The 13,425-nt window shown below is 64.3% G+C and carries 12 protein-coding genes; 9 read left to right on the forward strand and 3 right to left on the reverse strand.

All coding sequences use genetic code 11. From position 1 onward, the window contains the following. The first annotated feature begins 31 nt into the window (after window positions 1-31). The 3 genes from NDO48_RS21280 (at window position 32) to NDO48_RS21290 (ending at window position 3,289) form a co-directional block, all read left to right on the forward strand. Window positions 32-1,276 (forward strand): Gfo/Idh/MocA family protein, encoded by a 1,245-nt coding sequence (locus NDO48_RS21280; protein WP_018425682.1) that lies wholly within the window; start codon window positions 32-34, stop codon window positions 1,274-1,276. A gap of 67 nt (window positions 1,277-1,343) precedes the next feature. After that, window positions 1,344-2,252: a carbohydrate kinase family protein gene (locus tag NDO48_RS21285; protein ID WP_018425681.1), complete on the forward strand. Its 909-nt coding sequence runs from the start codon at window positions 1,344-1,346 to the stop codon at window positions 2,250-2,252. Window positions 2,253-2,416: 164 nt separating this feature from the next. Next, window positions 2,417-3,289, forward strand: coding sequence for a DUF2189 domain-containing protein (locus NDO48_RS21290; RefSeq protein WP_018425680.1), 873 nt, complete (start codon window positions 2,417-2,419; stop codon window positions 3,287-3,289). A gap of 84 nt (window positions 3,290-3,373) precedes the next feature. On the opposite strand, the gene NDO48_RS21295 is transcribed toward NDO48_RS21290, so the two are convergent. Further along, on the reverse strand, window positions 3,374-4,666 hold the full coding sequence (locus tag NDO48_RS21295) for an RNA polymerase sigma factor (RefSeq protein ID WP_267322307.1): 1,293 nt from the start codon (window positions 4,664-4,666) through the stop codon (window positions 3,374-3,376). Next, window positions 4,663-5,037, reverse strand: a complete 375-nt coding sequence (locus NDO48_RS21300; RefSeq protein ID WP_018425678.1) for a YciI family protein — start codon at window positions 5,035-5,037, stop codon at window positions 4,663-4,665. Before NDO48_RS21300 ends, NDO48_RS21295 begins: the two co-directional genes overlap by 4 nt. Before the next feature lie 187 nt (window positions 5,038-5,224). On the opposite strand from NDO48_RS21300, the gene NDO48_RS21305 reads away from it, so the two are divergent. After that, window positions 5,225-6,502 carry a 4-aminobutyrate--2-oxoglutarate transaminase gene (locus NDO48_RS21305; RefSeq protein WP_018425677.1) on the forward strand — a complete coding sequence of 426 codons (1,278 nt, stop codon included), beginning with the start codon at window positions 5,225-5,227 and terminating at the stop codon, window positions 6,500-6,502. A 219-nt stretch (window positions 6,503-6,721) separates the two neighbouring features. On the opposite strand, the gene NDO48_RS21310 is transcribed toward NDO48_RS21305, so the two are convergent. Further along, entirely contained in the window at window positions 6,722-7,954 is a 1,233-nt protein-coding gene (locus NDO48_RS21310) for an NAD(P)/FAD-dependent oxidoreductase (RefSeq protein WP_018425676.1), read from the reverse strand. Window positions 7,955-8,582: 628 nt separating this feature from the next. On the opposite strand from NDO48_RS21310, the gene NDO48_RS21315 reads away from it, so the two are divergent. The 5 genes from NDO48_RS21315 to NDO48_RS21335 all read left to right on the forward strand — a co-directional run bounded on the left by NDO48_RS21315 (window position 8,583) and on the right by NDO48_RS21335 (window position 13,421). Beyond that, window positions 8,583-9,887 carry an imelysin family protein gene (locus tag NDO48_RS21315; RefSeq protein WP_051091930.1) on the forward strand — a complete coding sequence of 435 codons (1,305 nt, stop codon included), beginning with the start codon at window positions 8,583-8,585 and terminating at the stop codon, window positions 9,885-9,887. Window positions 9,888-9,959: 72 nt separating this feature from the next. Then, the gene (locus tag NDO48_RS21320; RefSeq protein ID WP_018425674.1) at window positions 9,960-10,271 is read left to right on the forward strand and encodes a (2Fe-2S)-binding protein; all 312 of its coding nucleotides are present in this window, start codon (window positions 9,960-9,962) and stop codon (window positions 10,269-10,271) included. Then, the gene (gene bfr / locus NDO48_RS21325) at window positions 10,237-10,722 is read left to right on the forward strand and encodes a bacterioferritin (protein ID WP_018425673.1); all 486 of its coding nucleotides are present in this window, start codon (window positions 10,237-10,239) and stop codon (window positions 10,720-10,722) included. Before NDO48_RS21320 ends, bfr begins: the two co-directional genes overlap by 35 nt. Before the next feature lie 9 nt (window positions 10,723-10,731). After that, the gene (locus tag NDO48_RS21330; protein WP_018425672.1) at window positions 10,732-12,345 is read left to right on the forward strand and encodes a di-heme oxidoredictase family protein; all 1,614 of its coding nucleotides are present in this window, start codon (window positions 10,732-10,734) and stop codon (window positions 12,343-12,345) included. Next, window positions 12,345-13,421 (forward strand): imelysin family protein, encoded by a 1,077-nt coding sequence (locus NDO48_RS21335; RefSeq protein WP_267322308.1) that lies wholly within the window; start codon window positions 12,345-12,347, stop codon window positions 13,419-13,421. Before NDO48_RS21330 ends, NDO48_RS21335 begins: the two co-directional genes overlap by 1 nt. The last annotated feature ends 4 nt before the right edge of the window (window positions 13,422-13,425 follow it).

Raw genomic sequence — 13,425 nt, forward strand, 5'->3', positions numbered from 1 at the left:
CTTTCCAAGACTTCAGTATGAGGGACCTCACATGACCGGATTGCCCAAACAACGGCTGCGCGTCGGCTTCGTCGGAAGCGGCTTCATTGCGGAATTCCACCTCAAGGGCATGCTGGGCGTGCGCAATGTCGACGTGACAGGCGTGTTCAGCCGCAAGGCCGAGAACCGCGCACGCTTTGCCAATCGCGTTGCCGAGCTCGGCCTAGGCGAATGCACCAGCCACGACAGTCTGGAATCGCTCGTCAACGCCGACGATGTCGACGCTATCTGGATCCTGTCGCCCAACTACACCCGCCTCGACGTGATGCGCACCATCCATGCCGAGGTGAAGGCCGGGCGCAGCAAGGTGATCGCGGTCGCCTGCGAAAAGCCGCTTGCCCGCACCGTCGCCGAGGCGCGCGAGATGCTGCGCCTGGCGGAAGATGCCGGCCTCAATCATGGCTATCTCGAAAACCAGGTCTTCTGCACGCCCGTCATCCGCGGCAAGGACATCGTCTGGCGCCGCGCTGCCTCGACCACGGGCCGCCCCTATCTGGCGCGCGCCGCCGAAGAACATTCAGGTCCGCACGAGCCATGGTTCTGGCAGGGCGACAAGCAGGGCGGCGGTGTGCTCTCCGACATGATGTGCCACAGCGTCGAAGTGGCCCGGCACTTGCTGACCAAGCCGGGCGCGGCGCGCAAGTCGCTGACCATCAAGCAGGTCAGCGGCACGGTCGCCACGCTGAAGTGGAGCCGGCCCAACTATGCCGACCAGCTGCGCAAGCGCTTTGGCACGGATGTCGACTACCGCAACCGCCCATCCGAGGATTTCGCCCGCGGCACCATCCTGCTCGAGGACGAGGACGGCAACGAGCTGGTGATCGAGGCCACCACCTCCTGGGCCTATGTGGGTGCGGGCCTGCGCATCCAGCTCGAACTGCTCGGGCCGGAATACGCAATGGAGTTCAACTCGCTCAACACCGGGCTCAAGATCTTCATGTCGCGCGAGGTCAAGGGCGAGGAAGGCGAGGACCTGGTCGAGAAGCAGAATGCCGAGCAGGGCCTGATGCCGGTGCTGGAGGATGAGGCCGGCGTCTACGGCTACACCGACGAGAACCGCCACATGGTCGAGCGCTTCCGCAAAGGCGAAACGCCCTTGGAAACCTTCCATGACGGCCTCGCCGTGGTCGAGATCCTGATGGGCCTCTATCGCTCGGCCGAGATCAACGGCACGGTGTCGTTCCCGGCGCCCGAGCTGGAGGACTACGTCCCCGTGGTGGCGCGCCGCGGCGCCTAAAGTCTCGACCAGCTACCCGCAACAGCGGTCGCCATCAGGCGGCCGCGCGATCCCCACAGGCAGCCTCATGACCGTTCCGGCCTTGCTCATCCTCGGCAACGTCAATGTCGATCTCGTGCTCGGCGAGGTCGACGGCTGGCCCGCCGTCGGCACCGAAGTGGTTGTCGACCGCGCCGAGATGCGGCCGGGCGGCTCAGCCGGCAACACCGCGCTGGCACTTTCGGGCATGAAGTCGCCCTACCGAATGATCGCTTCGGTCGGCAACGATCCCAATGGCGACTGGCTGAGCGGGCAATTCGACGAGGCATCGACGGCGTGGATCGTCGAGCCCGGCGACACGACGCTGACCGTCGGCATCGTGCACAAGGGCGGCGACCGGGTGTTCTTCACCACACCGGGCCATCTGCAACGCGCCAGCCTCGACGACCTCGTCGAGCGCCTGCCGCAGGCGCCTGATAGCAACGCCTTTGCGCTGATCTCCGGTGGGCACCTGATGCCACGGATCGAGGCCGGCACCATCGAGCTTCTGTCGGCGCTTTCCTCAAGAGGCTGGCATACGGCGATCGATCCCGGCTGGCCGCCGGCTGGGTGGAGCGAAGACAACAAGCGCCGCATGTTCGATTGGATCGCCTCAGCCGACATTTCGCTGATCAACGCAGAGGAAGCCAAGGGGCTGGCAGGGCTGGACGACCTCGATACGGCCGTCGCCCTGCTCATCGAGCGCGTCGGCCCCGGCCACACACTGGTGGTGAAGGACGGAGCGCAGGGCGCGCATGCCTATGGGGCCGGAACGCATTTCCACGCAGCATCGCCCAAGGTCGAGGTCATCGACACGGTCGGCGCCGGCGACACTTTCAACGCCGCGTTTCTGGCTTCCCTGGCCAAGGGCCGGACGCTCGCTGAGGCGCTCGCGCGGGGCACCGACATCGCCGCGCGAGCGATCTCGACCTTCCCGCGCCGCTACTGCGGCAACTGAGAACCCTGCCGCCGGGCGGAGCACTTCGCACGCCCCCCGGACGCGGTCGGCCAAGGTCGCAAAATCGCTCAAAATACGTTATATTTTGCAATGGTGAAGGTCGCGGTTTGGCGTGACGCTCATGCCAGGCCCGGACCGCGACCCGCTCCAAAGGAGGAGTGGTCATGGCAAGCTTCCATGTGTACGCAGGCGCTACCAATACGATCGAGCATCCCGCCATCCGCCGGATATCAGTCGCGGATGTGTTTGACGCACTGCGACGCGGCTTTGGCGACTTTTGGGACAAGCCGTCGCATTACGTTTTCCTGTGCCTGATCTACCCGATCGTCGGCGTGTTCCTGATCACATGGACATCGGGCGGCAATGCGCTGCAGCTCATTTTCCCGCTGATGTCCGGCTTTGCCCTGCTCGGACCGTTCTTCGGCATCGGCCTCTATGAGATCAGCCGACGACGTGAGCAAAATCTCGACACGTCGTGGTGGCATGTGTTCGATGTCAGGCAATCGCCGGCCATTCCTGCGATGGTGGTTATCGGCATCATGCTGCTGGCGCTTTTCGTCACCTGGCTGTTGGTCGCGCAGGCGCTCTACACCTCGTTTTACGGACCTGATGCCCCGCAGTCGACGGCAGCGTTCTTCGGCGACCTCTTCACCACCCAGCGCGGCTGGACGCTGATTGTGCTCGGCAATCTGATCGGATTCCTGTTCGCCCTGGTGGTGCTCTGCACCACCGCCGTCGCCTTTCCGCTGCTGCTCGACTGCGATGTCGGCGTCTATGCTGCGATCGAGACCTCGGTGCGGGCGGTGGTGGGCAATCCGGTGCCGATGCTTTTATGGGGACTGATCGTCGCGGTCGCGCTGTTGATCGGGTCACTGCCGTTCCTGGCGGGTCTCGCCATCGTCATTCCGGTGCTCGGTCACGCGACATGGCACCTCTATCGCAAGGTCGTCGACGTCCCGGCCGACAAGAAGACGCCGCTGCCGGTTTCGACCAATGAAGGTGACGACCGACACTTCCCATATTGGCTGCGCTGGTAGTCGACACAACTGAAGCGAACACATGCAGAGAACCCTAACCGCTGGGGTTTTGCTCCTCGCTGCGCGGGTGACCTTCCTGCGCTGCTACCGCAGTTGACGGCTTGCCGCCGTAGTGTCCGCCTTTACCAATCCCGGCGAAGACGTGGAAAGCCGGTCGAGATGCATGCGGATATGGGCCGCCTCGGCCGCCGTATTGGCGAGCGCTATCGCCCGGCCGAAGGCCTCGCGCGCTTCCTCGTCACGGCCGAGCTGCATAAGCAAGCCGCCCTTGACGCCGAAGAAGTGGAAGTAGCCTGAGAGCTTCGGGGCCAGTGGCTCGATCAGCTTCAATGCCGCTTCCGGCCCGCGCAGCTTGGCGAAGGCGACGGCGCGGTTGAGCGTCACGACGGGCGACGGCATCATCGATTCCAGCACGGAATAGAGCAGGTCGATCTCGGCCCAGTCTGTATCCTCGGGGCGCGCGGCACGGGCATGGAGTGCGGCAATGGCCGACTGGATCTGATAGGGGCCGGGTCGGCGATGGCGCATCGCCTTGTCGATCAGTGCCAGGCCCTCGTCGATCAGCGCCCGGTTCCACAGCGTGCGGTCCTGGTCGTCCATCAGCACCAGATCGCCATTGGCATCGAAACGCGCGTCGGCGCGAGCGTGTTGCAGAAGCAGCAGCGCCGTCAGCCCCATCACCTCCGGCTCGGTCTGGAACAGGCGCAGCAAGAGCCGCGCCAGCCGGATCGCCTCCTCACACAGCGGCGCGCGGTTGGTGATTTCAGTGGCGCCGGCGGAATAGCCTTCGTTGAAGACGAGGTAGACCATGGCCAGCACCGCCGCCAGCCGTTCGGAGCGCTCCACCGGCCCGGGCACCTCGAAGGGCACGTTGGCATTGGCGATGCGCGCCTTGGCGCGGGTTATGCGCTGTTCCATGGCGCTTTCGCCGACGAGGAAGGCGCGAGCGATCTGCTTGACCGAAAGGCCCGAGACGATGCGCAGCGCGACCGCGATCTGCTGGGTCGCCGGCAGGTCGGGATGGCAGCAGATGAACAGCAGTCTCAGGATGTCGTCGCGATAATGCGCGCCGTCGAGACGGTCGGCCATGTCGTCCTCGACGTCGTCGAGGTCGGACAAAAGCTCTTCCGCCGGCAACGGCGCCTGCTTGCTGCGACGACGGACGACGTCGATGCCCGAATTGCGGCCGACAAAGATCAGCCAGGCGGCCGGATCACGCGGCGGTCCCTTTTCCGGCCAGGTGCGCAGCGCACGCAGGCAGGCCTCCTGGAACGCTTCTTCCGCGGTGTCGAGATCGCGGAAATAGCGCAGCAGAGCTGCCACGGCCTGCGGCCGGGCGGAGGAGAGAGCCGTGTTGATCCAGGCCGGGTCGGTCATGCAGTTTGTCTTCCAGGGAAAAACGCGCCGATGGGGCGCAATTCATATGAACCGATGCCGGGATTGGCGTCCGCCAGGTCCCTGGCAACATCGACGGCATCGTCGAGCGTCTCGCAATCGACGACGTAGAAGCCGAGGAGCTGTTCCTTGGTTTCGGCAAAAGGCCCATCGATCACGAATGGCTCATCCTTGGCCTTGCGCAAGGTGGTGGCAGCGGTCGTCGGCAACAGCCGGGCCACCGGCCCCAACCTGCCCTGCTCGCGGAGCTTGCCCGTGACAACGCCAAGTCGCTCCATCACCTCGTCGTCCTGCTCCTTGGACCAGGCGCAGACGACGTCTTCGTTGTTGTAGCAAAGGATGGCGTAGAGCATCGGTTGTTTCCTTCATGTGTAAGACGCATGGATATGTGCACTTCCGACACGATATGCGAAATTTTTTCGAGGCTGGGGAGGACCAACGTCCATCGGACCACTGACAGCTTGTGAAAAGCCGCAGGAGGTGCAGACATTGGCCAAAGCGGCGCCAAACCCTGGCGACGGTCAAGCGGGAGAATGAGCGATGAAAAACGCCGAAATCTCACAGCGCAAGATGCAGACCATCGCGCGCGGTGTCGGCATGACGACCCAGGTCTATGCCGATCGGGCCGAGAACTCCGAAATCTGGGACGTCGAAGGCCGCCGTTACATCGACTTCTCCTCCGGCATCGCCGTCGTCAACACCGGCCACCGCCATCCGCGCGTCATCGAGGCGGTCAAGGCGCAGCTCGACCGCTTCACCCACACCTGCCACCAGGTCGTACCCTATGAGAGCTATGTCCGGCTCGGCGAAAGGCTGAATGCCATTGCGCCGATGAAGGGCGACAAGCGCACCATCTTCGTCACGACCGGCGCGGAAGCGGTCGAAAACGCCATCAAGATCGCCCGCAACGCCACCGGCCGCCAGGCCGTCATCGCCTTTGCCGGCGGCTTCCACGGCCGCACCTTCATGGGTATGGCGCTGACCGGCAAGGTGCAGCCCTACAAGGCGGGCTTCGGCGCCATGCCGGGCGACGTGTTCCACGCGCCCTTCCCCGTGCCGTTGCATGGCTTGACCACTGCCGACGCGCTTGCAGCACTCGACCGCCTGTTCAAGGCCGATGTCGACCCGGCGCGGGTGGCTGCCATTATCATAGAGCCGGTGCAGGGCGAAGGCGGCTTCTACGAAGTGCCGCGCGACTTCATGACGGCGCTGCGCAAGATCTGCGACCAGCATGGCATCCTGCTCGTTGCCGACGAGGTGCAGACCGGTTTCGCCCGCACCGGCAAGATGTTCGCCATGGACCATCATGACGTCGCGCCCGACCTGATGACGATGGCGAAAAGCCTCGCCGGCGGCTTCCCGCTCGCCGCCGTCACCGGCCGGGCCGAGCTGATGGACGCGCCCAATCCCGGCGGCCTCGGCGGCACCTATGGCGGCAGCCCGATCGGCGTCGCCGCAGCACATGCCGTGCTCGACGTCATCGAGGACGAAAAGCTCTGCGACCGCGCCAACCAGCTCGGCGCACGTCTCAAGCAGCGGCTGGAGTCGCTGCGCGACGACGTGCCTGAAATCACAGACATCCGCGGCCCAGGCTTCATGAACGCTGTCGAGTTCAACGACGTGAAGACGAAGACGCCCTCGGCGGAATTCGCAAATGCCGTCAGGCTCAAGGCGCTCGACAAGGGCCTGATCCTGCTCACCTGCGGCGTCTATGGCAACGTCATCCGCTTCCTGGCGCCGATTACAATCCAGGACGAGGTGATGACCGAAGCGCTCGACATCCTGGAGGCATCGATCCGGGAAGTCAGCGCGAGGTGACGCTACCTCTGCGCGGGCGGCACCGCCCTATCCATTCCAGATGAAGGACAGGGAGATGGGGGCATCGGCGTCGAGACGAACCTCCGCTCCGGAACCCGAAATGGCCGTGTCCAAGAAAACGGCAGACAGCGCAGCTCAAGCGCAGAAGCTTCCTCCTTCTCCGCGGTCTTTAGGGGAAGAAGGTCCGGAAGGGGATGGGGAGGCGCCGACGTGGCCGAATTATGCCGCCGGCAGCGCCGCCAGCGCGGCCTTCAACGCCTCGGCACCACCCGCCACCTGTTCCGCCGTCGGCGAGAAGCCGAGGCCGAGCATCTTGCGGCCGAGCATGTGGTCGGCGGGGCGATTGACGGATTCGATCGCCACCAGCCGGTCGCCGATGAAATGGAACACCGAGAAGCGGTTCTCGGCCAGGTCGCCCGACAGAATCTGCCTGTCGCCGCCCGATGTCAGGCCGACCATCTGCAGCTTCATGTCGCCGATGTCGGACCAAAACCACGGCACGGCCGCGTAATCGCCCCGATGCCCGACGATGGTGCGGGCGGCGAGCTTCGACTGGTCGGTGGCGTTCTGCACCGATTCCAACCTGACGTCCGAGCCTGTCTGCCAGTGGCGGTAGCTGGCATTGTCGCCGACCGCCAGGATGTTTTCGACCGAGCTGCGCATGGCACCGTCGACGCGAATGCCGTTGGCAATCGCAAGCCCCGCCGCATCGGCGAGCTCGACATTGGGCACGACGCCGATGCCGATGATGACCATCTTCGCCGGCAGCCTTTCGCCCGATGAGGTCAAGGCTGCCGCGACTTGGCCGCTGTCGCCCTCAAGGCGCTCGATGGTGGTCTTGAGCAGGATGCGGATGCCCGAGGCCTCCAGCCGCTTGCGCACATGCTCGGCGATCAGCGGCGCCACCGCGCGGCCGAGCAGCCGGTCGAGTGCTTCGACCACCGTGACGCGCCGGCCGCCGGCGGCAAGCGTCGCCGCGATCTCCAGGCCGATAAAACCGCCGCCGATGACGACCACGTCCTCGCAGGCAGCACTATGGTCACGGATGGTCCGCGCATCGGCCACCGAGCGGAGCGACAGCACTCCGGCCAGCTCCGAACCCGGCAAGGGCAGGACGCGCGGGCGCGAGCCGGTGGCAAGGATCAGGTGGTCGTAGGCGAGGTTCTCGCCGCCCGCCAGCGACAGCCGGTTGGCGCCGGTGTCGATGCGTTCGACCAGCGAGCCCGGACGGAAATCAATGGTATGGCCGGTGTAGAAGGCCTCGCCGCGCAACGGCTGCGGCTGGGCGGCGGCGTCCTTGATAAAGGTCTTTGACAGCGGCGGCTTGTGGTAGGGCAGTTCCTTCTCGTCACCGAGCAGGATGACCGGACCATCATAACCCTCTTCCCGCAGGCTGGCGGCAGCCTGCACTCCGGCATGGCCCGCCCCGACAATCACCACACCGTTCTTCATGCTCGCCTCTGCAACACAGGAAATCTCTACCGAAATGACCGCTAGGGGCCTCCGCCGCAAGAGGCCATGACGTGATTTCATGGCTGACAGGCAGGATTTCATGGCCGACAGGCGGGCAGGACCGTCATGCGCGCCACACCCTGACCGCGCCATATCGCGGCGCTACCTGATGTCGCAGCGGCTTCCCGATGCTTGCGGCCGGGTCCAGCGCCATGTCTCGACAAATCAACAGCTTGGCGGAAGAGACTACCCGCAAACTGGACAAATTCAGTTTAGAATAATTCTAAACTATTGATACAACTACGCTTTTTGCCGGAATATGCGTTGACTTTTCAGGCCACACCGCTTTTATGGCGGCGTGCTTTACAGCGCCTGTCTTTGATGTCTGGGCCTTTAACCCTTTCGATTGGAGCCAACAGGGTGCCTGCCTTCGTGATGCCGCGCGGTTGCGCGGACGCCTGCACAGTGTCCCTTCCGAGCCGAATTCGGAGCATGGACCGCCAGGGCGCCGAAGGCTCCAACCCCCTTGAGCCAACAGTCGATTTCGCGGTTCCAGCCTGGCAAGTCCTTGCGGGTGCTCGACTTTTTCGCGCCGTCGGGCGCAGTTCGGTTTACTGAGGAGACGACCATGCCTGCATCCATCTCGCGCAGCCGGCATTTCGGCAGGATCGCTGCGATCGCCGCGACGACGGCGCTTACCGCTGCCGTTTTCGTGCTGCCGGCAAAGGCAGACACCGACGCCAAGGCTGTCATCTCGACCTATGCCGACATCGCGCTCGCCAAATACGAAGACTCGCTGACCACGGCCAAGGCGCTCGACGTTGCCGTCGAAGCGTTGATCGCCAAGCCGTCGGACGCGACGCTGAAGGCCGCTCGCGAGGCCTGGAAGGCATCGCGCCTGCCTTACCAGCAGACCGAGGTCTATCGCTTCGGCAACGCCATCGTCGATGATTGGGAAGGCCGCGTGAACGCCTGGCCGCTCGACGAAGGCCTGATCGACTATGTCGACAAGAGCTACGGCACCGAGTCCGACGAGAATTCGCTTTACACCGCCAATGTGATCGCCAACCCGTCGATCGAGATCAACGGCCAGAAGGTCGACGCCTCGAAGATCACGCCCGAGCTCCTGTCGGGCACGCTGCAGGAGGCCGGCGGCATCGAGGCCAACGTCGCCACCGGCTATCACGCCATCGAATTCCTGCTCTGGGGCCAGGACCTGAACGGCACCGGTCCCGGCGCCGGCAACCGTCCCTACACCGACTACGACACGGCCAACTGCACCGGCGGCAATTGCGACCGCCGCGCCCAGTATCTCCAGGTGGCGTCCGACCTCCTGGTCTCGGACCTCGAGGAGATGGTCGGCAACTGGAAGGCCGACGGCGCTGCCCGCAAGGCGCTCACCGACGGCGAAACCAACGCCGGCATCTCGGCCATCCTCACCGGCATGGGTTCGCTGTCCTACGGCGAACTCGCAGGCCAGCGCATGAAGCTCGGCCTGCTGATCCACGATCCCGAAGAAGAACACGACTGCTTCTCCGACAACACCCACATCTCGCATCTCTACGACGCGATCGGCATCCGCAACGCCTATCACGGCAGCTACAAGCGCATCGACGGCTCGACCGTCGAAGGCCCGTCGGTGTCGGATCTGGTCAAGGCAACTGACGCCGCCCTCGACACCGAGCTCAGCGGCAAGCTCGACACGACCGTCGCCAAGATGGAAGCCATCAAGGCGCGCGCCGATGCCGGCGAGGCCTACGACCAGCAGATCGGCGAAGGCAATGTCGAAGGCAACGCCACCGTCCAGGCGGCAATCGACGCACTTGTCGACCAGACCAAGTCGATCGAGCGTGCCGTAGCGGCCCTGAAGCTCGACAAGATCGCGTTCGAAGGTTCGGACAGCCTCGATTCCCCCGACAAGGTCTTCCAGTGAGGGTGCCACGCACCTAGATAATTTCAGCCAAGCAGCGCGCAGAGGTGCGCTGCCAGCCACCCAGAGCCTGCAATGCTGATCTGCCACTGCAACCTGATCACCCAGAAGGAGATCGAAGACACGATCATCGAGCTTCTGGACGGCGACCCCTGGTCGCTGATCGTGCCTGCCAAGGTCTATCACACGCTGCAAAAGCGCGGGCGCTGTTGCGGCTGCTTTCCAAATGTGGTCGAAACGATCATTCGGGTAACCGAAGCCTACCATACCCGTACGGAGGCGGGTGAAGGCGACATCGTTTCACACATGGACCGTGTGAAAGAGTTGCGGGTCCAATTTGGGAGCAGATTCAATGAAAGGCGAAAAGCAGGTCATCGAGCGGCTTAACGAAGCCCTCTTCCTCGAACTCGGCGCGGTCAACCAGTATTGGGTTCACTACCGCCTGCTCGAAGATTGGGGTTACGGCAAGCTCGCCAAGAAGGAACGCGAAGAATCGATCGAAGAGATGCGCCACGCCGACCGGCTGGTGGCCCGCATCATCTTCCTCGAAGGCCATCCCAACCTGCAGTCGGTAGCGCCGCTGCGCATCGGCCAGAACGTCAAGGAAGTGCTCGAAAGCGATCTTGCCGGCGAATATGACGCCCGCACCTCCTACAAGAAGTCACGCGATGTCTGCCAGCAGCACGGCGACTACGTATCCATGAAGCTCTTCGAGGAGCTGCTCGCCGACGAGGAAGGCCATATCGACTTCCTCGAGACGCAGTTGCAGCTACTCGGGGAGATCGGCGAAGAGAAGTACGGTCAGCTCAACGCCGAGACCGCAGACAAGGCCGAATAGGATGCCGGAATGCGGCGCACCTTCCCTCTGACGCGCCGCATGCTACCGGGTGCGCCCACCTGCACCCCCACGACACACGACAAGCGAAGTGCTCCGGCACTTCGCAATTTCGTTGCCGGCCTGCTGCTTCTCGGCGCTGCCGTTCCCTCGGTCGCCGGCGAGCCGGTTCCGGATGGGCTCGCCACCGAACGCCAAGATCTCAAGCCTGTCGACAAGGCACGCGTCGACAAGATCGTCAGGCCGACCACCGATTTTTCGAAGCCCGAGCAGTTCGAGCTGATGCAGGGCGGTGCCGGCACCTCCAAGAAAAGCGCCAACCGAGACGCCTTCTCACAATCCTCCGCCAACATCACTTTCGAGGAAGAAGGCGACTTCAAACTTGGCAACGGCTTCTTCACCAAACTTTGGGTGTCGTCGCCATCGTCGACACAGGCCTCTGACGGCCTCGGGCCGCTGTTCAATGCGCGCGCCTGCCAGAGCTGCCACCTCAAGGACGGCCGCGGCCATCCGCCGGAAGGCAATGCCGACGCCACCTCGATGTTCCTGCGCCTCGCACGCGTGGCGGAAACCGACGAGGAAAAGGCAGCCGTCGCCGACCGGCGCGTCCTGAATTTCCCCGACCCGGTCTATGGCAGCCAGTTCCAGGACCTCGCCGTGCCCGGTCTGAAGGGCGAAGGCCGGATGGTGATTTCCTACCAGACCGTCCCGGTCGAACTCCCCGACGGCACCCATCTGACGCTGCGCTGGCCGAGCTATTCGGTCTCCGATCTTGGCTACGGTCCGATGGATCCGAGAACGACACTGTCGCCGCGGGTTACGCCGGCGATGATCGGCCTTGGCCTGGTCGAGCAGATCCATCCCGCCGACATCCTCGCCAATGCCGATCCGGACGACAAGAACGGCGACGGCATCTCCGGCAGGGCCTCGATCGTGCGCGACAAGAAGACAGGCGAACTGACGCTTGGGCGCTTCGGCTGGAAGGCGCAGACGCCGACGATCCGCCAGCAGTCGGCAGATGCCTTTGCCGGTGACATCGGCATCTCGACGCCTGAAGTGCCGCACCATTGGGGCGACTGCACCGAAGCCCAGGCCGACTGCCTCGCCATGCCCAACGGCGTACAAGAGCGGCTTGGACCGGTAGAGGCGCCCGATCCGATCATGGATCTCGTCACCTTCTATTCGCAGAACCTCGCCGTGCCCGCCCGCCGCGACATCGACAATCCGCTAGTGCTGCGTGGCAAGCAGATGTTCTACGAGGCTGGCTGCGCCTCGTGCCATATGCCGAAATTCGTCACCCGCCGCGACGCGCCCAACAAGGCGCAGGCCTTCCAGCTGATCTGGCCCTATTCCGACTTCCTGCTGCACGACATGGGCGAGGAGCTGGCCGACGGCCAGCAGGTCGGCGATGCCACGGGGCGCGAATGGCGCACGCCGCCGCTCTGGGGCATAGGCCTGACCCAGACGGTCAACGGCCACACCTTCTTCCTGCATGACGGCCGCGCCCGCAACCTCACCGAAGCCATTCTGTGGCACGGCGGCGAGGGACAGGCGGCACGCGACCGCTTCGCAGCGCTTCCCGCCGATGACCGCAACGCTTTGATCAAATTCCTGGAGTCGCTCTGATGGCCAGATCCGTCCTTGCAGCATCGCTTGCCCTCTTGGTCGCACTGCCCGCTGCCGCCCACGCCAACCAGGCATCGGACAAAGTGATCGCCGACGCCATCGACGGCTTCATCCGCCCCGCCTATGGCCGGCTCGTGGAGGTCACGGCAGCACTCGGAAAGAGCGTCGAGGCGCTTTGCGCCGCACCGTCGGCAGACAATCTTGCGGCGGCGCGTGCGGCCTTCTCCAAGACGACGGTGACCTGGTCGGAAATCGAGATCATCCGCTTCGGCCCGATCACCGAACACAACCGTCTCGAGCGCATGCTGTTCTGGCCGGACCGCAAGGGCACCGGTCTGAAACAGGTGCAGGCCGCCCTGTCCGACAAGGACGAAACAGCAACCGACGCCGCCAAGCTCGGCGACAAGAGCGTGGCGATGCAAGGCCTCGGCGCGCTCGAATTCGTGCTGTTCGGCACCGGTGCCGACGAGCTTGCCGGCACATCGGCCGCCTATCGCTGCGCCTATGGCAAGGCTATCGCCGGCAACATCGGCACGATCGCCACCGACGTCGATGCAGCCTGGCGTGACGACAAAGGTTTTGCCAGCCAGTGGCAGCATCCCGGGCCGCAGAACCCGCTCTACCGCACTGCCTCGGAAGCGGCGACCGCGCTGCTCGAGGTCTATGTCAACGGACTGGAGCTTGTCCGCGATGTGCGCGTTGGTGGTTTCCTTGGCAAGGAGGCTTCCGCCGACAAGCCGAAACAGGCGCTCTACTGGCGCTCGGAAGGTACGACCGCCTCGCTCGGCGGCAACCTCGCAGGCATGAAGGCGCTGTTCGACGCCTCGCATTTCGGTTCGCTTCTGCCTGACGATTCCCAGTGGATCGCCCAGTCGATCGATTTCGAGTTCGCCAATGGCCAGAACGCGGTAGCGGGCATCACCGGCCCTATCGACGCAGCGCTGGCGGATGCCGACAAGCGCGCCAAGCTCACCTATTTCGGCGTCGTCACATCGAGCCTGTCGGAGCTGTTCGGCACCCGTCTGTCGAGCGCGCTCGGGCTGACCGCCGGCTTCTCGTCGCTGGACGGCGACTGAGAGC

Origin of the sequence: Aminobacter sp. MET-1 (genome assembly GCF_026521175.1) — a bacterium.
Lineage (GTDB): Bacteria > Pseudomonadota > Alphaproteobacteria > Rhizobiales > Rhizobiaceae > Aminobacter.

Excerpts from the sequence above, each read along its gene's own strand:
- NDO48_RS21300 (WP_018425678.1), bottom strand. The coding sequence starts at position 5,037 with ATGCTCTACGCCATCCTTTGCTACAACAACGAAGACGTCGTCTGCGCC.
- NDO48_RS21330 (WP_018425672.1), top strand. The coding sequence starts at position 10,732 with ATGCGGCGCACCTTCCCTCTGACGCGCCGCATGCTACCGGGTGCGCCC.
- NDO48_RS21335 (WP_267322308.1), top strand. The coding sequence starts at position 12,345 with ATGGCCAGATCCGTCCTTGCAGCATCGCTTGCCCTCTTGGTCGCACTG.
- NDO48_RS21280 (WP_018425682.1), top strand. The coding sequence starts at position 32 with ATGACCGGATTGCCCAAACAACGGCTGCGCGTCGGCTTCGTCGGAAGC.
- NDO48_RS21315 (WP_051091930.1), top strand. The coding sequence starts at position 8,583 with ATGCCTGCATCCATCTCGCGCAGCCGGCATTTCGGCAGGATCGCTGCG.
- NDO48_RS21305 (WP_018425677.1), top strand. The coding sequence starts at position 5,225 with ATGAAAAACGCCGAAATCTCACAGCGCAAGATGCAGACCATCGCGCGC.
- NDO48_RS21310 (WP_018425676.1), bottom strand. The coding sequence starts at position 7,954 with ATGAAGAACGGTGTGGTGATTGTCGGGGCGGGCCATGCCGGAGTGCAG.
- NDO48_RS21320 (WP_018425674.1), top strand. The coding sequence starts at position 9,960 with ATGCTGATCTGCCACTGCAACCTGATCACCCAGAAGGAGATCGAAGAC.
- bfr (WP_018425673.1), top strand. The coding sequence starts at position 10,237 with ATGAAAGGCGAAAAGCAGGTCATCGAGCGGCTTAACGAAGCCCTCTTC.
- NDO48_RS21290 (WP_018425680.1), top strand. The coding sequence starts at position 2,417 with ATGGCAAGCTTCCATGTGTACGCAGGCGCTACCAATACGATCGAGCAT.
- NDO48_RS21295 (WP_267322307.1), bottom strand. The coding sequence starts at position 4,666 with ATGACCGACCCGGCCTGGATCAACACGGCTCTCTCCTCCGCCCGGCCG.
- NDO48_RS21285 (WP_018425681.1), top strand. The coding sequence starts at position 1,344 with ATGACCGTTCCGGCCTTGCTCATCCTCGGCAACGTCAATGTCGATCTC.